20 protein-coding genes are annotated in these 20,291 nt (G+C 42.2%); 11 read left to right on the plus strand and 9 right to left on the minus strand.

All coding sequences use genetic code 11. From position 1 onward, the window contains the following. Positions 1-315: 315 nt before the first annotated feature. Genes nikA through nikE form a run of 5 tightly spaced genes read left to right on the plus strand, consistent with a single transcriptional unit; the run spans position 316 to position 5,411 of the window. Complete coding sequence (nikA, locus tag M1M80_RS13520) at positions 316-1,932, plus strand: nickel ABC transporter substrate-binding protein (protein WP_060399097.1); 1,617 nt, start codon at positions 316-318, stop codon at positions 1,930-1,932. Between the two features lie 9 nt (positions 1,933-1,941). Further along, positions 1,942-2,886 (plus strand): nickel ABC transporter permease subunit NikB, encoded by a 945-nt coding sequence (gene nikB, locus M1M80_RS13525; protein WP_060399098.1) that lies wholly within the window; start codon positions 1,942-1,944, stop codon positions 2,884-2,886. Then, positions 2,883-3,713 carry a nickel ABC transporter permease subunit NikC gene (gene nikC / locus M1M80_RS13530; protein WP_019258983.1) on the plus strand — a complete coding sequence of 277 codons (831 nt, stop codon included), beginning with the start codon at positions 2,883-2,885 and terminating at the stop codon, positions 3,711-3,713. The genes nikB and nikC overlap by 4 nt, the downstream gene beginning before the upstream one ends. A gap of 17 nt (positions 3,714-3,730) precedes the next feature. Beyond that, complete coding sequence (nikD, locus tag M1M80_RS13535) at positions 3,731-4,558, plus strand: nickel import ATP-binding protein NikD (protein ID WP_060399099.1); 828 nt, start codon at positions 3,731-3,733, stop codon at positions 4,556-4,558. A gap of 31 nt (positions 4,559-4,589) precedes the next feature. Beyond that, on the plus strand, positions 4,590-5,411 hold the full coding sequence (gene nikE / locus M1M80_RS13540) for a nickel import ATP-binding protein NikE (protein ID WP_060399100.1): 822 nt from the start codon (positions 4,590-4,592) through the stop codon (positions 5,409-5,411). Positions 5,412-6,089: 678 nt separating this feature from the next. Here nikE and M1M80_RS13545 read toward each other — a convergent pair. The 4 genes from M1M80_RS13545 to sigZ form a co-directional block, all read right to left on the minus strand. Continuing rightward, complete coding sequence (locus M1M80_RS13545; RefSeq protein ID WP_060399101.1) at positions 6,090-7,412, minus strand: TGS domain-containing protein; 1,323 nt, start codon at positions 7,410-7,412, stop codon at positions 6,090-6,092. Between the two features lie 421 nt (positions 7,413-7,833). Next, complete coding sequence (locus tag M1M80_RS13550) at positions 7,834-9,615, minus strand: acid phosphatase (protein WP_060399102.1); 1,782 nt, start codon at positions 9,613-9,615, stop codon at positions 7,834-7,836. Positions 9,616-9,947: 332 nt separating this feature from the next. Continuing rightward, positions 9,948-10,721: a metal-binding protein ZinT gene (locus tag M1M80_RS13555; protein WP_003237259.1), complete on the minus strand. Its 774-nt coding sequence runs from the start codon at positions 10,719-10,721 to the stop codon at positions 9,948-9,950. 145 nt (positions 10,722-10,866) lie between these two features. After that, the gene (sigZ, locus tag M1M80_RS13560; protein ID WP_003237261.1) at positions 10,867-11,403 is read right to left on the minus strand and encodes an RNA polymerase sigma factor SigZ; all 537 of its coding nucleotides are present in this window, start codon (positions 11,401-11,403) and stop codon (positions 10,867-10,869) included. 135 nt (positions 11,404-11,538) lie between these two features. Here sigZ and M1M80_RS13565 point away from each other — a divergent pair, with 135 nt between their 5' ends. Continuing rightward, positions 11,539-12,519 carry an aldo/keto reductase gene (locus M1M80_RS13565; RefSeq protein ID WP_060399103.1) on the plus strand — a complete coding sequence of 327 codons (981 nt, stop codon included), beginning with the start codon at positions 11,539-11,541 and terminating at the stop codon, positions 12,517-12,519. 160 nt (positions 12,520-12,679) lie between these two features. Here the strand turns inward: M1M80_RS13565 and csn are convergent, their stop codons facing one another. Next, positions 12,680-13,516 (minus strand): chitosanase, encoded by an 837-nt coding sequence (gene csn / locus M1M80_RS13570; protein ID WP_060399104.1) that lies wholly within the window; start codon positions 13,514-13,516, stop codon positions 12,680-12,682. Between the two features lie 444 nt (positions 13,517-13,960). Between csn and M1M80_RS13575 the strand changes: the two genes are divergently transcribed. Continuing rightward, positions 13,961-14,224, plus strand: coding sequence for a CD3324 family protein (locus M1M80_RS13575; protein WP_003237267.1), 264 nt, complete (start codon positions 13,961-13,963; stop codon positions 14,222-14,224). Positions 14,225-14,360: 136 nt separating this feature from the next. After that, the gene (locus M1M80_RS13580; RefSeq protein ID WP_060399105.1) at positions 14,361-15,185 is read left to right on the plus strand and encodes an alpha/beta hydrolase; all 825 of its coding nucleotides are present in this window, start codon (positions 14,361-14,363) and stop codon (positions 15,183-15,185) included. 122 nt (positions 15,186-15,307) lie between these two features. On the opposite strand, the gene M1M80_RS13585 is transcribed toward M1M80_RS13580, so the two are convergent. From M1M80_RS13585 to M1M80_RS13600, 4 genes are all read right to left on the minus strand, one after another. Beyond that, positions 15,308-16,183, minus strand: a complete 876-nt coding sequence (locus M1M80_RS13585) for a DMT family transporter (RefSeq protein WP_060399106.1) — start codon at positions 16,181-16,183, stop codon at positions 15,308-15,310. 310 nt (positions 16,184-16,493) lie between these two features. Beyond that, positions 16,494-17,054: a sugar O-acetyltransferase gene (locus M1M80_RS13590; RefSeq protein WP_060399107.1), complete on the minus strand. Its 561-nt coding sequence runs from the start codon at positions 17,052-17,054 to the stop codon at positions 16,494-16,496. Positions 17,055-17,290: 236 nt separating this feature from the next. After that, positions 17,291-17,647 carry an SH3 domain-containing protein gene (locus M1M80_RS13595; protein WP_014664754.1) on the minus strand — a complete coding sequence of 119 codons (357 nt, stop codon included), beginning with the start codon at positions 17,645-17,647 and terminating at the stop codon, positions 17,291-17,293. A gap of 51 nt (positions 17,648-17,698) precedes the next feature. After that, positions 17,699-18,058 carry an SH3 domain-containing protein gene (locus M1M80_RS13600; protein ID WP_134980982.1) on the minus strand — a complete coding sequence of 120 codons (360 nt, stop codon included), beginning with the start codon at positions 18,056-18,058 and terminating at the stop codon, positions 17,699-17,701. Between the two features lie 437 nt (positions 18,059-18,495). Between M1M80_RS13600 and M1M80_RS13605 the strand changes: the two genes are divergently transcribed. Genes M1M80_RS13605 through M1M80_RS13615 form a run of 3 tightly spaced genes read left to right on the plus strand, consistent with a single transcriptional unit; the run spans position 18,496 to position 20,282 of the window. Further along, positions 18,496-18,741 (plus strand): hypothetical protein, encoded by a 246-nt coding sequence (locus M1M80_RS13605; protein ID WP_003237277.1) that lies wholly within the window; start codon positions 18,496-18,498, stop codon positions 18,739-18,741. A 17-nt stretch (positions 18,742-18,758) separates the two neighbouring features. Further along, positions 18,759-19,127, plus strand: a complete 369-nt coding sequence (locus M1M80_RS13610) for a spore coat protein (protein ID WP_003237279.1) — start codon at positions 18,759-18,761, stop codon at positions 19,125-19,127. A gap of 18 nt (positions 19,128-19,145) precedes the next feature. Beyond that, positions 19,146-20,282 carry a zinc-dependent alcohol dehydrogenase gene (locus tag M1M80_RS13615; RefSeq protein ID WP_019259000.1) on the plus strand — a complete coding sequence of 379 codons (1,137 nt, stop codon included), beginning with the start codon at positions 19,146-19,148 and terminating at the stop codon, positions 20,280-20,282. Positions 20,283-20,291: the final 9 nt, after the last annotated feature.

A 20,291-nucleotide genomic window follows, 5' to 3' on the forward strand; every position in this document is an offset into this window, starting at 1 on the left:
GTTGATGAAAGAGAAAGTTGAAATACCTTTTCAGAGTGAGATGAATCGGGGCTTAGAAATATAAACCGCAAAGCTTTCTTGAAGAAGCTTTGCGGTCTGGGGGATTAGTGATGCTTAGTCGGTTACATCTTAATCATTCGAAGGATTATTTGTTACCCTTTTCGAAATCAATTACTTGTTTTTGTTGCGATTACTACCCACAGCCGTTGGCAGAACATCGGGTTCAAAATCAATACCTATATTCTTACATTGACAAGGGTATGCTGCCTCCATAAAATGAAAATGATTATCAACATCACTTAGGAGGAAATACAGATGCTTAGCGGGAAGATTCGTTTGAAAATTAAATTTACTTTCTTATCGATGCTCATCTTTTCTATTTTATTAGCAGGATGTACAAATGCAGGACAAACAGAGAAAAAAGATCCTAACAATATGGTCACAATTGCTTGGCCTAGAGATATAGGAGAAATAAACCCACATGTCTATAATCCTTCCCAATTGTTTACACAGTCAATGGTGTATGAGCCTTTGGTCTCTTATGAAGCGGGCGGAAAACTTAAACCGCATTTAGCTGAGTCTTGGGATATATCTAATGACGGCAAAGTGTATACGTTTCATTTGCGTAAGAATGTAACATTTTCTGATGGGACAACATTTAATGCAAAAATCGCGAAAAAGAATTTTGACTCCATTTTAAAACATCCTGAGTTACATAGCTGGTTAGGATTTATTACAAAAATAGCTCAAACAAAAGTGATCGATGATCATACATTTCAATTGACACTGACTGAATCATATTATCCAACCATTCAGGAGCTGGCAGTTGTACGGCCTGTTCGGTTTTTAGGAGAGGCTGGATTCCCTAAAGATGGCGATACATCAAAAGGTGTAGCAAAACCGGTTGGGACGGGTCCATGGGTATTGGAAGAGCATAAAACCGATGAATATGCGATTTTTAAACGCAATGAAAATTATTGGGGTGAAAAGCCTAAAGTCGAGAAAATCAAGGTGAAAGTCATCCCAGACGCAGAAACAAGAGTACTCGCATTTGAAAAAGGTGAACTGGACTTAATTTACGGTGAAGGCGTCATCAGTTTGGATGCATATAAGCAGCTGCAGTCGACAGGACAATATGAAACAAGCCTTTCCGAACCGGTGGCGACGAGACAGCTTGTCATGAATACGAAAAAAGAACAGCTTTCTGATGAACGTGTTCGTCAAGCCCTGCACTATGGTTTTAATAAAGACGCCATGGTGGAAGGCATTACCTCTAGGTTAGAAGAAAAAGCAGATTATATTTTGCCGACAACCTTCCCATACACGTCTGATATTGATGTAAAGCCAGTGAAATATGATGCGGAAAAAGCGGCAGCGTTATTAGATGCAACAGGCTGGAAGCTTCCTAATGGCAAGACGGTGCGTGAGAAAGACGGTAAGCCTCTTGAATTTAGTTTAATGTATGATTCAGCGGAATCCATTCAAAAAGCAATGGCAGAAACGCTGCAAGCAGAGTGGGCAGCGATTGGGGTGAAGTTGAATCTTGAAGGAGTAGAATTGGCAACTCAGGTTAAACGGTTCAAAGCGAATGAATTTGATATGAACTTCTTTAGCAACTATGGCGCGCCTTATGACCCGCATACATTTGTAAACATTGTCGCGTCAAAAGGATTTGGATTTAATGAAGCGATTTCAGCATATCCAAACAAGGATGAGCTATTGAAGCAGATGGCAAGGGTTCCCAAAACAACTGATGAAAAAGAGCGTCAACATCTTTACTCATCTATTTTAACATCCCTTCAAGATCAGGGAGCCATCGTTCCTATCTCTTATATAAAAAAGACAGCGATCTACCAAAAGAATATTACAGACTTTACTTTCCCAGCCAACCGTGACGAACATCCATTTACAGGTATTCGCATTAAGCAATAGGAGGCTTTTATGGGCATCTATATATTAAAACGAATCATGTCCATCATACCAGTGTTTCTTTTAGCTACGCTTCTGACAACAGGAATGATTCAACTCTCACCGGTTGACCCGGCTGAAGCATATGTAGCCGCAGCGCATATCCAGCCAACCGATGACATTCTAGAGCAAAAAAGACATGAGTTTGGCTTAGATCAACCATTCTTTATTCAATATGCAAACTCTATTTTGAAGATATGCCAATTGGATTTCGGCATTTCTTATGTTTCGAATAAGCCGGTTTGGGACGAGGTAACACTCCGAATGCCAGCAACGATCGAACTTGCTCTTGGGAGTTTATTGATCGCGGTGCTTGTCAGTGTGCCTCTCGGCTTCTTTGCGGGAATCAAAAGAAATCGCGCAATTGATCATATCAGTCGCTTCATTTCCTTTTTCGGGGCATCCATTCCAACTTTTTGGTTAGGGTATATGTTGGTTTTTTTCTTTTCTGTTCAATTAGATCTTTTTCCAGTAGAAGGAATTGGAACATGGCAGCACCTCGTACTGCCGTCAATGACGCTGGCGCTTCCTTTAATTGCAATGTATACAAGGCTTTTGCGCGCCAGTGTTATAGAAAACCTGCAAGAACCGTATGTACAATACGCAAAAATCAGAGGACTGAAGAATAAAAGCATTATGGCTAAGCATGTATTGAAAATGGCCATTTCTCCGATGATTACAGGCCTAGGAATGAATCTTGGCAAACTTCTCACCGGAACAATTATTGTTGAAGTGGTTTTTTCTTGGCCTGGCTTTGGCCGTTATTTTATTGAGGCCATTTTCAATCGTGACATCCCTGTCATTCAATGCTATGTGTTCATAGCCGCCACATTTTTTATATTGAGCAGCTTAATCGTTGATCTCATTCAAATGTATATTGATCCGCGCATTTCCAGGAAAGAAGGGCAGTATCGATGATCACAAGCATACGCATGATATATAAAAGTCAAAAAGTGATAACGGCATGTATCATCATATTATCAATCCTATTTCTCATCGCTGTATTTGCCCCTTGGATTGCGCCGAATAACCCTGTTGCTGTTCATTTAGCATATAAGCTGCACCCTCCATCCATGGAGTTCCCTTTAGGAACTGATCATTTAGGAAGATGCAACTTATCCCGCCTTTTGTACGGAACACGAATTTCTTTGGGATTTGCAGTGCTCATTTTTATTTCCTCACTTGTGATCGGTCTCATCGTCGGTACGATTTCGGGATATAAAGGCGGATGGATTGATCATTTGTTAATGAGATGTTGTGATGGTGTGATGGCCTTTCCGAACTTAATTTTAGTTCTTGGTCTAGTAGGCATATTCGGACCTGGACTTCCTCAAGTCATTCTTGCCCTCATGCTTGTGCAATGGGTCTACTATGCGAGAATTTTTAGAGGAATGGTGCTTAGTCTGAAAGAGGAAAACTTTATTAAAGCCGCAAAAATCAATGGATCATCACAATGGAAGATTCTGAAAAAACATATCATACCTAATGTGCTCCCTCCCCTCGTTGTCATGGGTACATTGGAAATGGGCTGGGCTATTATGGACATATCCGCTATGTCGTTTCTTGGATTAGGCGTCCAGCCACCGGCTGCGGAATGGGGAGCGATGATTCATGAAGGTAAATCGTATATCCGGACGAACCCTGAGTTGATGATTTATCCAGGGATGATGATCATGATTGTGGTTGTAACGTTCAATTTATTGGGCGAGAGCTTATCAGAAAAATACGGAATCAAACGTCGATGATAAAAGGAATGAGGAAGTTGGGAACAGAACAATCACCGGTGCTGCAAGTTAGAGATTTGCATGTACAGGCCAAAACGCACAAAGGAGTTTCAACTCTAGTTCAACACGTCAATTTCGAACTGAAGCGCGGTCAAGTTCTTGGCCTGATTGGTGAGAGCGGATGCGGAAAAACAGTAACAGGCATGTCCATTCTTCAGATGCTTCATCAGAAAACAACCAAGGTGGAAGGAAGCATTTCAATACTAGGCCGAGAATTAAACGGATTGGCAGATAAAGAAATGCGCAAGATACGCGGCAAAGATATTGCCTATATTATGCAAAATCCGATGAACGCTTTTACACCCGTTTTTACGATTGGTCATCAAATGATTGAAACGATTCGCTCTCATACGTCTTTTAACAAAAAGCAGGCAAAGGAGCTTGCAATAGAAGCATTGCATAATGTGAGCTTATCCAATCCTGTTAAACTTTTAAAATCTTACCCTTTTCAATTAAGCGGCGGAATGCTTCAACGGGTGATGATTGCAACCGCTGTATGCTTACATCCAAGCATTCTCATTGCGGATGAACCCACAACTGCATTAGACGTAAATAATCAGAAGACCGTGTTGAAACATTTAGACGCCATGCGCTCTGAATGTGGAACGGCGATTTTGCTTATATCTCATGATCTGGGCGTCATTGCTGAAATGGCGGATGAAGTCGCTGTGATGCAGAAAGGAAGAATCGCAGAAAAAGCAGATGTGTTTCAGCTGTTTGATGCACCAAAGCATGAATATACAAAAAAGCTATTAAGTGCACGTTTGACATTGCCAATTGATGAACGTGCCATTGGGTCAATTTGACAAAAGAGCGGCATTTTAATGAGGTGAACAAGTGAGTTTATTACAAGTGAAAGAAGTCTCTCATCGTTATGCGGAGCGTTCATTGTTCAAATGGAAATTTCAATCTAAACAAGTCCTATCCGATGTCAGCTTTTCGATTGAGAAGGGTACATGCTTAGGCTTGATTGGGGCAAGTGGAGCCGGTAAGAGTACATTGGGAAAAGTGTTGCTTGGTTTAGAACGGCCGCAATCAGGTCAAATCCTTTTTCAAGGCCATGATATGTATAGCGCAGATAAATCGATCCGGCGAAAAATCCGTCGTGACCTTCAAGCTGTCTTTCAAGATTCATACTCGTCCGTCAACCCGCGAATGACGGCGGAACGGATTATTGCAGAACCATTAGAAAACTATGAAACCCTCACTACGGCGGAACAGAGACGAACTATTATCGAGTTGTTGGAAAGGGTAGGCCTAAGCGAAAGTGATTTAACAAAATATCCGCACCAATTCAGCGGCGGTCAATTGCAGCGGATCAATATCGCCAGAGCAATCTCGCTCAAACCGAAACTGATCGTATTAGACGAATCAGTCAGCAGTCTGGACATGGTTACCCAAACGCTTATACTCGATTTGTTAAAAGAGCTCAAAGACGAGTTTGGGTTATCGTATTTTTTTATTACGCATGATTTGAAAGCCGCTTATCAATTGAGTGACACACTAGGTGTACTGGATAACGGAAAATTAGTTGAGCTTTACGAGTCCAAACCTCAGTTCTTTGCATCAGACCATCCAGCAGTAAAAGAAATGAGAAGCTCCATACTTGCAGAACACCCGCGCTTTCGTTCGATAGGAAGCGGGACGATGCTACAATAAGAAAATCGCGTGTAGATATAGCATTCCCGGTTACATCGTTTTTCATGATATTTGCTTTAACAAGTACGGCATGTCTTTTGTTGTTCAAAGCATGGAGTGCTGATATCAATAGAACGGTTGCACCGTTAACTGCATCAAATGATGACTGCGATCTGTTACATTCCTTCAACTCACGGCTACACATGCCGCATTTCAACCATTTTTCCTGCTTTAAATATGACATAGAAAAAGAACCGTTGGCTTTAAACCATTGGTTCTTTTTCTACACCCTCTAACCGTTTATTATTTTATGTTTAAACGACAAAATGTTTTTCATGCCTCATTAGGAGAAAATAGCAAGGTGGATTAGGCTCCTCATAATCTCTTCGTTCTTTTAATAGATTTCGTCCATGAATGAGGATTCTGTTAAATTTAACCAATCCATGAAGCCCTTCCAAGGTTTCCGGGATCCCATACAATTTCTCCAGACTGCACGTTTCCATAAAACACTGTGACGAACAAAATCGGGTTTAACATATGGAGAACCTTGGAAAAATTCAATTTCGAAAACTTCTCACTCTGCTCTGTTATATCTCGGAGTTCTGCTTATGAGATTGAAGCCTAAAGGCCGGAAAACTGCCCATATTCAGCTCAGATATTTTCCTTCAGGCAATACTTACGAGATGTTGAAGACACTGCCTACTTCGATGCCGGTTCCGTGACTGGCCGCAAGGCGCTGAATACCCGGTCGAAGCGTCGCATCGACGTTTCAAGCGGACCTGTAGGGAATCGTGCGATCAACCACCCCATCACCAGCGCAACTGTTGCAACGAGCAGATCACCAAATGGAATCGCTCCGAGATCATACGTGACCCCAGCTATTTCGAGACCCCATATGAAGACAAACTGAGCTGCATACATCGTTAACGCCACGCGACCAACTGCTGCGAATGGCATTAACACGCCAGAGGCCTTCTTCGGCACGAGACATACCAATCCGAGCACCATGAATACAGCACCCATCCCCAGCAGTGTCTGGAATGTTGACGCACTGTGCGGGGCTATCGAAAGAAGATTATGCCACAGCGGTGGTTCCACGTTGTGCGGCCAGATTGCATACTGGTCCGGCTGGGCGCTGGCGGTGCCTTGAACGCCTACGAGCCATTCTTCGAAGGAACGGCTCAGCCCCGGTAGAACGAAAATACCCAGCAATTTAGAGACGGCGAGCATGATTGCACCGCTGCCCGCAAGCGAAAGTGCAGTGCGGATCTTAGTAAGGTCGAAGCGTCCGATCGCCATACCGGCGACGAAAGCGGGAGCAAGTGCAAGCGCGGACAGCGGGCCGCCTGCAATATCACTAAGTAAGTATGCTTTTGGCAGGACACTCCCTCCGAGAATCATCAGTGGCGGGCTCACTACCATTAGAGCTGCTGATGTCGCAATCAGTACACGAGTCGAACGGCGAACCAGCACCAACGCCAGCACGAACAATGCCGCATAAGCGGGCAAGATCACCCCGTACGGAGTATTCAGCATGATGAGAAGATATCCAATGATATCGACGAACACCGCGCGAGCGAGCATCCGTGCCCGGAATGCAGTCGGCTCCGTTCCTCGATCCATCATGCGCCCAGCCATAATTGAGTAAGAGATGCCGCCGCAGAGCACAAATAGCAACGTCGTGTTCCCAGAGACGATGGAAGCATTCGTCTCATTCAAGGCGAAGTGCTGCAAATACATTCCTAGAACCGCCAGCCCCCGCGCTGCATCAAGCGCCACAAGACGCCCTGTCCCACGCGAATTCCTCTTTATGATCTTCTGTCCTTCGGCAGAATCCCGGGTGACGATTTCTACGTGCTCACCGTCCTGAAGTGGAGTTGATAAATCTACCAGCTTTCGATTTAATTTACCTGCAACCTCATTTTCCAGCCCGCTGCTAATGGAAGCCGCGACATCCTTGATGTTTGCTTCCTTTTCGTATTCTCTGACAGATACGTTAGGCAGTTTAATACTGATTGACAACTTGTATTCCTCCTTAAAAATATCAATGTTTCCCTTGTTCCATTGCCTATATTTGGATGAGACCTAACTGTATTCAATATAGCGGGCAGTTGTATCTAAAGTTTGATCAACTTGTAAACAAAACGTAAAAAGACGCTATTCCTGTCAGGATAAGAACCTATACAATAGTGATCCAAACATTTGCGTTGCGAATCATGTCTAAACAAATAAAAACACCTTGTCAATGACAGAGCCTTGTAAGGCAAAAAACTCTAGGGTTAATAATATTTCTTGTATTCTCTCTCAACCGATCCAACAGCTAAACATAAAACAAGCTGGCGGCAATCAGCACCAGCTTGAAAACATATTCTTTATAGAGTGAACTCCCCTAAGTAATGACCATTGCTCTTTTTTTAAGCTAGCAGATGCCTGGGACGCAAACCTAATTTGCCTTGACTTTTAATTGGATACTGTTGGACTTATAGATGATCTTCACTTTGTACTTGCTTGGCAATCCTACGGTCTCGATTGAAGAAAATGATCCTTGACGCTTATCATAGGTGATGATCGTGGATCCGTCAGCTGGTGCATAATTGTCCGAAAAGTTGAGACGTAATGTCCCTTTCATTTTTGCCTTGCCCTTAATGTGTAACAGATCATTTTTTCCGCTGATATTCAGCTCAAGTATACCTTTGGCAGATTGTTTGTAGTCTCCTCCGATGACCAGTTTTCCTGATACCTCTTCCTTCAGGGTGCCTCCGTTGTTTGAAACATCACCTCTCCCAAAAGCTGTCTTCGAGTCACCCTCAAGTGTTCCCTGATCAATCCGTATACCGCCGGAATATGTATTGTTCCCCTCCAGCTTTAACGTGCCTGTCCCCTTTTTAGTCAGCTTTCCGGTGCCGGAGATATCGTTGCGCCAGCGATCCAATGCATGGAAGCCGCCTTTTGAAGAATCCATGTTCACGGTAACGTCTCTCGCAAAAGCGCCATATCCATCGGCGGCGGAATAGAGATCAAGCCGTCCCCACCCTTCAGGATCATCAAGAACAGGATAGCCGGAAGGAAGACCGGTAGTGGCTAAAACCCAACGGCGCTGCGTGTTGTCAAGGTAAGGAAAACGAGTTTCCAGCAGGACTTCAGCTCCCTTAGGAACCATCATTGGTTTAGCAGGTGAATTGATTTGCCCAAATCCGTATGTCAATCGTTGAATATATTGTTTTTTATTCATGTCATAATCGCTGAATCGATCTTCCGCTGTACCAGTTTGCGTTAACAACTTACTGTGGGCTTCATCATAAGCAGCCTTTTTCAAACTTTTATTGGCTGGATCAGATAAAATTGCAGCCGCCAAGCCAGTTGCCATGACACGTCCTCCCATTACATCAAGCGGGGAATGCATACCGGCAACAATGCGGTTATTGCCGAGCTCCGAAGCCCGGGTAAGGAGCTCCTGATAACGCTCCGGTACGGCATAAGCCATAGCAAAAGCGCTGAGGTATGCAGCATTCGTATGTCCACTCGGAAAACCCCCGTCTTTGCTTGGATCAGGATTGATAGCGGGAACAAGGGTTGGAACAAGAATAGAGTTGCTTTCCCAGCGAAACGGGCGGGGATAAAGGAAGTATCCCTTAGCCGGGTTCGTTGAAGAATAGGGGCCGCGTAACGTATTGACCAAACTCACGATGCTGCCGAGACTGGAACTCGTGCTGCCAGAATTGGTTCCTTCGTCAATATATTTTTTTATTGTGGCATCTGCCGGGATACTGTTGATCGTTGTCGTCGCGCCCGCATTTAACCGATATACATCAGTAAGCGGACCAAGACCGTCAATCACACTGTAGCTCTGATTCCTGCGATCATCAAAATATGCGGCATTTTCCTCACTAATCGTACGGCGTTCAGCAATGTCAACAACTTTTTGAATGTTGGCATCCAACACGCTGCTGTTCAGTTTGGCATCACTATCCCAAGTACTTCCGGGAGTCCAAAGCTTATTAAATTCGGAAAGTACCCCGATCGTGGGATTGGAATTCACTGTAGTATTAGCAGAGCTGTTATTTTTGTAATGATCTACGAAATATCCTGAAGGAGGGGGCGGCGGCAGTGTTACAGTTTTGGCTTTCGTTGTTGTGCTCGCATAACATTCACTCACAGAACTCTGAAATAATACCAGAGAAAATAAAGCCACTAGTAAATGCTTCTTCATCCTTAGTAATTTCATTTTTTCATCATACTCTCCCTTACTCTTATCTCAAAAAGCTTTTCCCCAACCGTCAAGTTATTATTGATCGTATCTTACATTTATTAATGAAATAGCGTTGTTTTATTAATGTTTTGTTTATTTTTTCTAGGGCGTCAATGAAATAGAAGTCACCTACAAGCGGAGAGAAAGAAACGGAAGAAAACTACAGAAGCAAAAAGCTGCTGACGAGGAGCCAGCAGCTAACATAGGGGCATCTAAGCATTCATAAAGGACTAGGCGTGTTTCCGCATTCTATAAATTACAGAACAACTTTATTATAAAAGAACACCATATTTCATGGTAATCATCATTTAATGAGCCATCATATCATGGGCAATATCGTGTCCATCCATTTTTGACGGGTAGTAGGTAGGCCAGTGTTTGACTTCATCAAGTAAAGCTTCACGGTCATCACCCCAATACAGATGGTAATGACTAGCTTTAGTCGGATAGATACTATGATCACTAAACTGAATATACTGAGGGAGCCCTTCAGCTTCTTTAGCTAGTTTGAATATGTATCTTACCCCTCTATTGCCTCCATCATATGTTAGAATTTCGTACCCGTCATACGTATACTTACCAGAATATTCTTTTCCATTTTTGAAGAACGTTACAGCATCTTTTTGAATTAAGATACGGTCAACATCAGTTTTATACCCTTTTTTATAGTACTCTTTATATTCTTCAGCTGTCTTGTCACCTTCATGTTCTGATTTATATGAAAATACTTCGTCAAGAGTACCATCTTGCAGGTATGGATATACAGATTGCCAGTCTCCTTCCCAATCAGAAAGTGAACGATCCTTTACTTGGCTGTTTTTAAAATAGCCTTCATAAATTTTTTCTGTTTCTTCATCATGCGCATGACTATGATCGTGCTCATGATCATGAGCGTGAGCACTTTCGTGTGTGTGACTTTCAGATGCTTGCTCTTGCGTTTTGGAAGAGTCTTCTGCAACAGCCGAGGATGATGTTGTTTTATTAGACTCACCTTTTGATGAACCGGAAGTCTGACATCCTGCCAATACGAGTAATGAACCAATAGTTAATATACCTAACCTCTTTGCAAATAAAATCTTCATTCCAACACTCCTTTTTCATTAAATCGAAAACATTACGATTTATATTATACATATATCTCGTGGAAACATCAAAGGGAAAATGCTCCTCATATTACTGAATCGTATCTGGCAGCGGATGGTCAATTTCATTAAAAAACTGACTTTGTTAGTCAGTTTCCTTTACAATACGAAAGTCTACGATATTTCCATATCGATCGGCTTCAATATGACAGCATCCTTCAAGCAGTTGTTTTAATTTTCCCCGTCCGCGTTGTACCCTTGATTTTGCGCCCGAGTAAGAAATGCCGAGCTTTTCACTTAACTCCTTTTGTGATAACCCTTGAAATTCAGTCAGTTCGAGCGCCTCTCGATACTTTTCCGGCAACCTTTTGATGGTCGAGCGAATACAACCCGCTGCTTCTTTAGTGAAATTTTCTTCCTCTGCATTGTCATCAAAATGCAGAGGATCAGGCAGTATTTCGCTTGATTTTTTGGTGCGGTAAAAATCAATAATTGTATTTCTAGTAATCTGATAGATCCAGCTATGAATCTTTTGTTCATCAATCAGATTTGGGAGATGAACTTGTATTTTCATAAATACGATTTGCAATATGTCGTCAACCATAGATTGATCGTTAACCCTATGCGAAATAAATGTTTTTAACGGCTGGTGAAATTGATCCCATAGATCCTCAATATTCATTTGAAAAAACCTCCTATTATTTTTGCGTCTGCTTTACGTTTGTATCGTCTTTGTAATCGTAACAGAGAATGAAACAATTGTTGAATCAATTGAATTGCAGCTGTTGCAAAAAAAAATGATGAGGAGAGATTTGTTATGGAATATACCTTTTTAGGAAGAACAGGATTGCGGGTGAGCCGTTTATGTTTAGGCACGATGAATTTTGGAGTTGATACAGATGAAAAGACGGCGTTCCGTATCATGGATGAAGCGCTCGATAACGGCATTCAGTTTTTTGATACTGCCAATATTTACGGCTGGGGCGAAAATGCAGGTTTGACAGAGAGCATCATTGGAAAATGGTTTGCACAAGGAGGACAGCGCCGCGAGAAAGTCGTTCTGGCGACAAAAGTATATGAACCGATTTCTGATCCGAATGACGGACCAAATGATAGGAGGGGGTTGTCTCTATACAAAATCAGACGCCATCTGGAAGGATCGCTGAAGCGGCTTCAGACAGATCATATAGAATTATACCAAATGCATCATATCGATAGGCGGACGCCGTGGGATGAGGTATGGGAAGCTTTTGAGACTCAGGTTCGCTCCGGCAAAGTAGACTATATTGGATCCAGTAACTTTGCAGGCTGGCATTTGGTTAAAGCGCAAGCTGAAGCTGAAAAACGGCGATTCATGGGACTCGTCACTGAACAGCACAAGTATAGTTTATTAGAACGTACAGCTGAGATGGAAGTGCTGCCGGCTGCACAGGATCTTGGTTTAGGGGTAGTGGCGTGGAGTCCCCTTGCAGGAGGACTTCTTGGCGGGAAGGCACTGAAAAGCAATGCCGGAACCCGTACAGCAAAAAGAGCAGATTTAATCGAAAAACATCGCTCACAACTCGAGAAATTTTCAACTTTATGCAAAGAACTAGGAGAAAAAGAAGCAAACGTGGCTTTGGCATGGGTGCTAGCAAATCCAGTTTTAACTGCGCCGATCATCGGACCAAGAACGGTTGAGCAGCTGCGTGATACGATAAAAGCCGTTGAAATCAGTCTGGATGAGGACATTCTCCACATGTTGAATGATATCTTTCCCGGACCTGGAGGAGAGACACCTGAGGCTTATGCCTGGTGATTCTTTCATGATCAATAACTGACATTTTTCTAAAATCTTTATGCTGAACAATCATATATAGGAAAGACAAGAGCTTGTTTGTCTCTTGTCTTTTCCAAATCATGCGGAGAATTCTGACTAAACATCGACAAGAAACGCTGCCGCTTTATTCACTCAATGCTTATTTGATTACGAAATTACCGTATTCGTTTGAGCGAACATGAATCGGTCCGTTTAAATTATAGTTGTTCTCCTTGGCGATTGAGCGAAGCACGTCCACACGGGCAACCGATTCTCTCCACTCATCACGGGTGTCAGGATCTGCCGGATTCATCAGGTCGTCATATCGCACATCCAGGAATTTATTTAACCATTTCTTCTCATCAATCCCGTCTTTAGGTGAACCGCCCGCTTTTTTGTTCGTGCGTTTGATCAAGGCATAAAAGGAGTCGGGGTCATCACCATCGCCATGCTGAATAACTGTATCGTACATCACAGCTCTTGCCAGTGCCGTTTTCAGTCCGGCATGATCGGATCGTTTCATGGCAGGCTGATAATACAAGCTGTCATTTACTGCGTCTTGAGCAGCGCGGAAGTCCTTATCATTTCCAAGCGACTCCCAGGCGGAAGCGAATCCCTTTAGATTGCTGATGTCATCGCTTTCTTCTTTGGCCAGACGGCGCAATTCAGGCAGGTACTTTTTCAGTTTGTTATTCGGTACCGCTTTTGTGTATACTTCCACTACTTCCAATGCATCCCCGGTAGCTGTTGTAAAGCCTGCCCGTCCGCATGTATAGCCTCTTCCATCATCCAATGGCTCCACATATCCGTATTGGATCTCCGTCGTGCCGTTTTCAAAGATACTGGTCAGCTGTTCTGCCCGGCGCTTTTGATCCTTATTCAGTCCCGCCGCAACAACCATTTCACTCATCATCAGGGTAAAAAACATGGTGAAAACAAGTGATGAAATCGCTGCTTTCTTCCAGAAACCCGCATTTTTCTTCAAACTGATTTTCATTCGATTACCTCCTACTAAATTTTGTAAATACAGACACAGTATACATCAAGGGGCTGCTCTATTGTTGAAAATACATTGTTTTGTCAATATTTTGAATCTAAAGTAATAATAAAAAGCTTTCGGCTTGAATCTTACTCTTTTTTCATTGCCAATCAGCCTTAGCCCCTCTCTCTGGGAGAAGCCCTTTTGCTACAACTTTATTTAACAAAATGCAATAAGGCTTTAATCTATTTTATAATGGAAATGATCATCGAATAGTTGGGAGGTGATGAAAATGGCAAGTAAGATGAGAATGCTAGATTCCGCAACGTCCCATGCAAAGCCTATTATTAGGAAGGCGATACTTTGCATGGGGTAGACTTTCTAAAAGATCGCCCAAGTAAGCTTTTCTGATATAGTGGCTTTGCGCCTTATTTAGCTATAAAAAATAAGGAGCTGGCAGATATGGCATATGTAAAAGCAACCGCTATTTTACCTGAAAAGCTGATATCGGAAATTCAAAAGTACGTTCAAGGAAAAACAATATATATTCCTAAGCCTGAAACCTCTCATCAAAAATGGGGTGCGTGTTCAGGAACAAGAAAGCTAATCGATGACAGAAACACTTCTATTAAACAAGCATTTAAAAACGGCAAAACAATTAATCAATTATCTGATGAATATCACCTCTCTACTGAAACAATAAAAAAAATTGTCTACTCTAAATAAACAAAACGGAAGCACTGATGAAATGTAATCAGTGCTTTTGATATGGCGAGTTTGTTTCTTAGTTATTTCCTGCATATGATATCATTGGCCAATTGTGTAGAGTTAAGGGAGATGAGAAGAAAGGAAGGATTTACAAATGAATATAGTAAACAATGGAACATTGCAAGTGCCTGGAGCGAACATCCACTATAAGTTGCGTGGCACAGGTCCAATCATTCTTTTGATTCATGGCGGAGGCGGTGATGCCGACAAGTTCCATCATGTTGCAGACCATCTGGCTAACTGGTACACGGTTGTTACTTACGATCGCCGAGGCCATTCCCGCAGCAATCTCGCCAATCAGACTGAGGATTACCGTGTGGAAACACACAGTGATGACGCCCACCGTCTTCTAGCCAAACTCACCAACAAGCCGGCATACGTATTTGGAAGCAGCTCCGGCGCTGTTATCGGGCTTGATCTGTGCATACGCCATCCCGAACAGGTAAGTGTCATGATCCCTCACGAACCAGTCTTATTGCAGTTTTTAAATGGAAATGAGCTGAAACAAGCCAACCAATTCATGGAAGACCTTAAGAAAAATCACCGAAATGAGGTCATTACATTATTGTCAAGTTTAGAAACAAACGAACAATCAAAGGATGTGCTGGCAGAGCGGCTTCTCGGTAATTCAACGTATTTCACTGAATATGAAATTCAGGGAATTCTCAACTATACATTAGATATCGAAGCATTAAAGATGGTGTTTACATCTGCTCCGATGAAGGTACTCCCAGCTGGCGGAAGTGCTTCAAGAGATTTTTTTCCTTATCGTTGCGCAAACGCCTTAGCGGAACATTTGGAAACAGAAATTGTTGAATTTCCCGGAAACCATGCAGGTTATAACACAATTCATCATAAAGAATTCGCTGAGAGGTTACACGATATGTTAGAAAATAAACATAGGACCATGTACAACTAACTCAGATTATCGGAGAATTTCACAGGAGCGTTTTTTACTCTTTAGCTATTTTTGTTATATGATCTTAAAATAAAAAAGAAACCTTTGGACTTTGTGAATCCGCAGGTTTCTTTTTTATTCATCTACTTTTTTTCCCGGATAACTAATAGCACACCAACTAGAATCAAAGTTGAACCTGCCCAGAAGGTTCCGCCTATACGTTCTCCTAACAAAAGCCATCCGAGCAATGTTCCAACGAGAGGCTGAAAAAAGAAAAATAAACCTCCGCTTGATGCATTCAGCATTTGTAATCCGCGATTCCAAAGTATAAATGCACAAGCTGTTGAAACAATCCCCAAGTATAATAGCCCGCCCCATATTGTCGGATGAGCCAGCTGCGAGAAATGAACTTCATTTACGTTCATCCATACAAAAGGAGTCAAAATAATCATGGCAACCAAGATTGAGTAAGTTGTCACCACAATGGGAGAATAATGATTTGGAACACGTTTTAAAAGAACAGACATCAGCGCCCATGTTAAAGCAGCAATTAGCAGCGAAATTCCGCCCATTTGATTCGTCATGTCAATGTGACCGTTCCCTACAATCATTAAAACGCCGATAGTCGCCAAAGCCACAGATATTCCCTTTTTTACATTCAACCGTTCTTTTAGCAAAAGCCTAGCAAAGATCACCATAAATGCAGGTGTGGAAGAAGTAATAATGGCTCCCATTTGTGCAGATGATAGATTAGTGCCAACTTCCTGTGTAACGATTGAAATTGTATTCCCAATGATCCCAATGGCTATGATTAACAAAAGGTCACGTCTGTGAATTCGCCAGGATAGCCTTTTTACCAAACCGATAATGAGCAATGCGAGAATTGCTACTGCATATCGCATCCATACCAGCTCTAATGGGGGTATAACCGATACGACAACCTTTACGACAACATACATACCACCCCAAATGCTGGCGGCTAAAGCCAAATATATAGAACCTAACAAAGTGTTTTTCATTTTTGCACCCTCCGTTTTTCATTTAGGTCAATAAATGCCCCTAACGGAGAGAAGTAGTCACCTTACTCCACTAAGGGCGGAGAAGTGCTACTGGTACATCATTTTCAAATAATGGAGCCCAGAACATGTTTATTCACCTCTGTCAAAAAATGAAGGTATTGATAGTTTAAAAGAAAAACGTAATGAAGTAAATGAGAGAATCTAATCTGCTTGCCAGTTAAATCATAATTTCTTCGTATTTATGTTTTACCTTCTATACGTTTTTTTGTCATTAAAACATGATGAGTTTTTTGAGGATATACCCTATCAGCTATTCTACAATCCGCTTCAGTATCTTCGCAGGATTTCCACCCGCCACGACGTTATCTGGTACATCCTTTATGACAACTGCACCCGAAGCGATTACAACATTATTGCCGATTTTTACCCCTGGGTTAATAACAGCTCTCCCGCCAATCCAGACATTATGACCGATTATGACTGGAATTCCGTATTCCGCTCCCGATATTCTTGTATGTGCATGGAGCGGGTGAGTCGCAGTATAAATATGAACTCCTGGTGCAATAAAACAGTTATCCCCTATTCGAATCTCATGAACGTCAAGAAACACACAATCAAAATTAGCAAAGAAATTTTCTCCAACGTGTATGTTGTAGCCATAATCACAACGAAATGTCGGCTCTACGTAAACATGTTCCCCAGTAGAACCAAACAATTCTTTTAATAAACGGGTTCTTTTCTTGCTATCCGTTTCAAGTGAATCATTAAAAATTCTAGTTAATCTTCTAGCATTCATTCTTTCCCTTCTTAATTCAGGGTCGTCTGCGTTGTAAAGTTCGCCATCTAACATTTTTTGTTTTTCAGTTTTCATGATGTAATCTCCTTAACCTTTTCACTATTCATACTGCTATATTCTAACTTTTTCAGAGTACCGATAACATGTTTTTTATGCTCAAGCCTCTCCTTGATCTGCTTATTAAACGTCTCAGCTGTTCTGGCAAATCCAAAAATATAAACATAAAAAACCATACCGATAATACTTGGTATGGTTTCTTTAAGTAGGCCACCTAAGAGAGGGCCTATCTCAATATTACTTTTGATCCGAAGCTAATTGCATTTGTAACCGACAGGGCCGTCTGAACCTGTGTACACATATGTGTCAGAAACATATCCAATATTCACGATCCCCCGGGAATCTTTCCACTGGATTTGGTCCCAAATATTACTCGTTCCATACTTCCCGGTAACAGTCGTTCCATAAGCGTAACAATAGTAAGGAACACGCGAGCCGCTAGGAATGGAAAGCATAATAGGATAGTTTGTACCTGGACCGCTGCGCATATTTACAGGCGCACCGCTGCTTGTTGAGACAGTAAAGTACTGAACGGCAAGTGCTTGACTGGAAAAAATGAATAATGATGCAATCATAACGGTTAACATACTCAGCATTTTCAGTTTAGTCAATGTCATCCCTCTTTCTTCAATTCCTTCATTTTAAGAATGATAGAACATATGCTACCAGCTGCATTTAGGAACAACCGGACCGTCTGAGCCTGTATACATATATGTATCAGAGACAAATCCAGGAACGATCTCCCCGCTGGCAAGCGTCCGCTCTGTGTAATTCCAAATATTACTCGTTCCATACTTTCCAGTTACAGTTGTACCGGTTTTGTAGCAATAGATCGGGATGCGGGTTCCGCTCGGAATAGTCGTTACGATCCCCCAACTTGTACCTGGGCCGCTGCGCATATTTACAGGCGCACCGCTGCTTGTTGAGACCGTATAATACTGAGCGGCAAGTGCATGGCTAGAAAAAATGAGCAATGATACAATCATCACCGTTAGTGTACTTAGCGTTTTTAATGTCTTCACCTTATATCCTCCCCCTTAAATGTCGTGCGTTTGACTTTCTTACATCCAGTTAAGGAAAAACCGCGCCCCCTCTCTCTGCCATATATTTATCAATGTACCATAAACTAGATCTTTCAAAAGTGGAATTATTCCTATGTTTTCGACAAAAAACTCGTGACATCGTGCATTTTCAAAATTTGCAAATATGACCTATCCATTTTATATGAGACAAGGCAGTAAATCACTTTTTTGTGATCATTTCATTAACTGTGCAACAGAAGCTGTTTAATTAGAAACGAGAATAAACGTCACTGCGTAAAAGCGCTTTGTGTGTTTGATGAGAATAAAGCGACTTGTGACCATTCCGAATATGCCATTTTTATCGGAGAAAAGTTCTTTCTGTATGCTTCATCTTATTTTCGGGAAATGTAACGTTGATTAAAGGAGGGTAATTAAAGATGGATCATCAAACATTAGCTGCTCACGAGGCTGTAGACTTACATGAAATCGTTAACTTTAAAACACTTTGTGTAGCGAAATCGAAATTAATGCAGGGACTTGTGTTTGACCAAGACCTTAAGGACTTGATGCAAAAAGATGTGCAGCAATCCATTCAAGACCTTACTGATTTACAAGCGGTTTATGAGCGTGCGCCATTTCAAGCCCCCGTCCCTCAAAGCCGTCCAACGCCAATCATCAATTGAAAGGAAGGTAAGCCCCTTTGAATCATGATCACTTAGACCCAATTAATTCGCTAAATGTGCCTGAACTTGCAGATACCACATTTGCGATGGATTTTCTTATTCGAGCAAAAGAAGGCGTGAGGAATACTGCTGTTGCCTTGACTGAAACCGCATCACCAGATGTAAGAGCTTTGTTGCGGAAGCAGCTGATGCAAGGAATCGCAATGCACCAAGAAATTACGGAACTGATGATAAGCAAAAAATGGTTCCATCCATATGAACTAAGCGAACAGTATAAGCTGGATCAGCTCTCTGCAAAAAACACGATCATGGTCGGCAACATGAACCTCTTTCCTGAGGACACAAATCGAAAAGGGATGTTTGACCGGACACCTGATGAACACTAACACTGGAGGTTTTACAGCATGAAGGCAGTAACGTATCAAGGCATTAAAAATGTTGTTGTCAAAGATGTGCCAGATCCAAAGATTGAAAAGTCCGATGACATGATTATAAAAGTCACAAGTACAGCCATTTGCGGATCAGATTTACATTTAATCCATGGATTGATTCCTAATCTGCAAGAAGACTATGTCATCGGCCATGAACCGATGGGAATCGTGGAAGAAGTTGGACCAGGGGTTACACAGGTGAAAAAAGGTGACCGCGTCATTATTCCTTTTACTATCGCCTGCGGTGAATGCTTTTTTTGTAAAAACCAACTGGAAAGCCAATGTGATCAATCTAATGACAATGGAGAAATGGGCGCCTATTTCGGCTATTCAGGGCATACCGGCGGTTATCCAGGCGGGCAGGCTGAGTATTTAAGAGTGCCGTTTGCGAATTTTACCCATTTTAAAATTCCTGAAACCTGTGAGGAACCCGATGAAAAATTAAGCGTGATTGCGGATGCCATGACCACCGGCTTTTGGAGTGTTGACAATGCCGGGGTTAAAGACGGCGATACAGTTATTGTTCTCGGCTGCGGACCAGTCGGCCTGTTTGCTCAAAAGTTTTGTTGGCTAAAGGGTGCAAAACGCGTAATAGCAGTTGACTATGTAAACTATCGCTTACTGCATGCCAAACGAACAAACAAAGTAGAAATCGTTAATTTTGAAGACCATGAGAATACAGGGAGTTACTTGAAGGAAATCACCAAAGGCGGAGCGGATGTAGTTATTGACGCTGTTGGGATGGATGGGAAAATGAGCGACCTCGAGTTCCTTGCCAGCGGATTAAAGCTTCATGGCGGAACGATGAGTGCATTGGTCATTGCTTCCCAGGCCGTTCGCAAAGGAGGAACGATACAAATTACAGGTGTGTATGGCGGCAGATATAACGGTTTTCCATTAGGTGATATTATGCAGCGAAACGTTAATATACGCTCTGGACAAGCCCCAGTGATCCACTATATGCCATACATGTTTGAATTAGTGTCGACAGGTAAAATTGATCCGGGAGACGTTGTAAGTCATGTCCTGCCGCTCAGTGAAGCCAAGCACGGTTATGACATTTTTGATACCAAAATGGATGATTGTATAAAAGTTGTGTTAAAACCTTAAGAAAACGGA

Source organism: Bacillus inaquosorum (assembly GCF_023238325.1).
Lineage (GTDB): Bacteria > Bacillota > Bacilli > Bacillales > Bacillaceae > Bacillus > Bacillus inaquosorum.

Coding starts and splice junctions, on each gene's coding strand:
- nikA (WP_060399097.1), top strand. CDS start 316: ATGCTTAGCGGGAAGATTCGTTTGAAAATTAAATTTACTTTCTTATCG.
- nikB (WP_060399098.1), top strand. CDS start 1,942: ATGGGCATCTATATATTAAAACGAATCATGTCCATCATACCAGTGTTT.
- nikC (WP_019258983.1), top strand. CDS start 2,883: ATGATCACAAGCATACGCATGATATATAAAAGTCAAAAAGTGATAACG.
- M1M80_RS13550 (WP_060399102.1), bottom strand. CDS start 9,615: ATGAAATTACTAAGGATGAAGAAGCATTTACTAGTGGCTTTATTTTCT.
- M1M80_RS13555 (WP_003237259.1), bottom strand. CDS start 10,721: ATGAAGATTTTATTTGCAAAGAGGTTAGGTATATTAACTATTGGTTCA.
- sigZ (WP_003237261.1), bottom strand. CDS start 11,403: ATGAATATTGAGGATCTATGGGATCAATTTCACCAGCCGTTAAAAACA.
- M1M80_RS13565 (WP_060399103.1), top strand. CDS start 11,539: ATGGAATATACCTTTTTAGGAAGAACAGGATTGCGGGTGAGCCGTTTA.
- csn (WP_060399104.1), bottom strand. CDS start 13,516: ATGAAAATCAGTTTGAAGAAAAATGCGGGTTTCTGGAAGAAAGCAGCG.
- M1M80_RS13575 (WP_003237267.1), top strand. CDS start 13,961: ATGGCATATGTAAAAGCAACCGCTATTTTACCTGAAAAGCTGATATCG.
- M1M80_RS13580 (WP_060399105.1), top strand. CDS start 14,361: ATGAATATAGTAAACAATGGAACATTGCAAGTGCCTGGAGCGAACATC.
- M1M80_RS13585 (WP_060399106.1), bottom strand. CDS start 16,183: ATGAAAAACACTTTGTTAGGTTCTATATATTTGGCTTTAGCCGCCAGC.
- M1M80_RS13590 (WP_060399107.1), bottom strand. CDS start 17,054: ATGAAAACTGAAAAACAAAAAATGTTAGATGGCGAACTTTACAACGCA.
- M1M80_RS13605 (WP_003237277.1), top strand. CDS start 18,496: ATGGATCATCAAACATTAGCTGCTCACGAGGCTGTAGACTTACATGAA.
- M1M80_RS13615 (WP_019259000.1), top strand. CDS start 19,146: ATGAAGGCAGTAACGTATCAAGGCATTAAAAATGTTGTTGTCAAAGAT.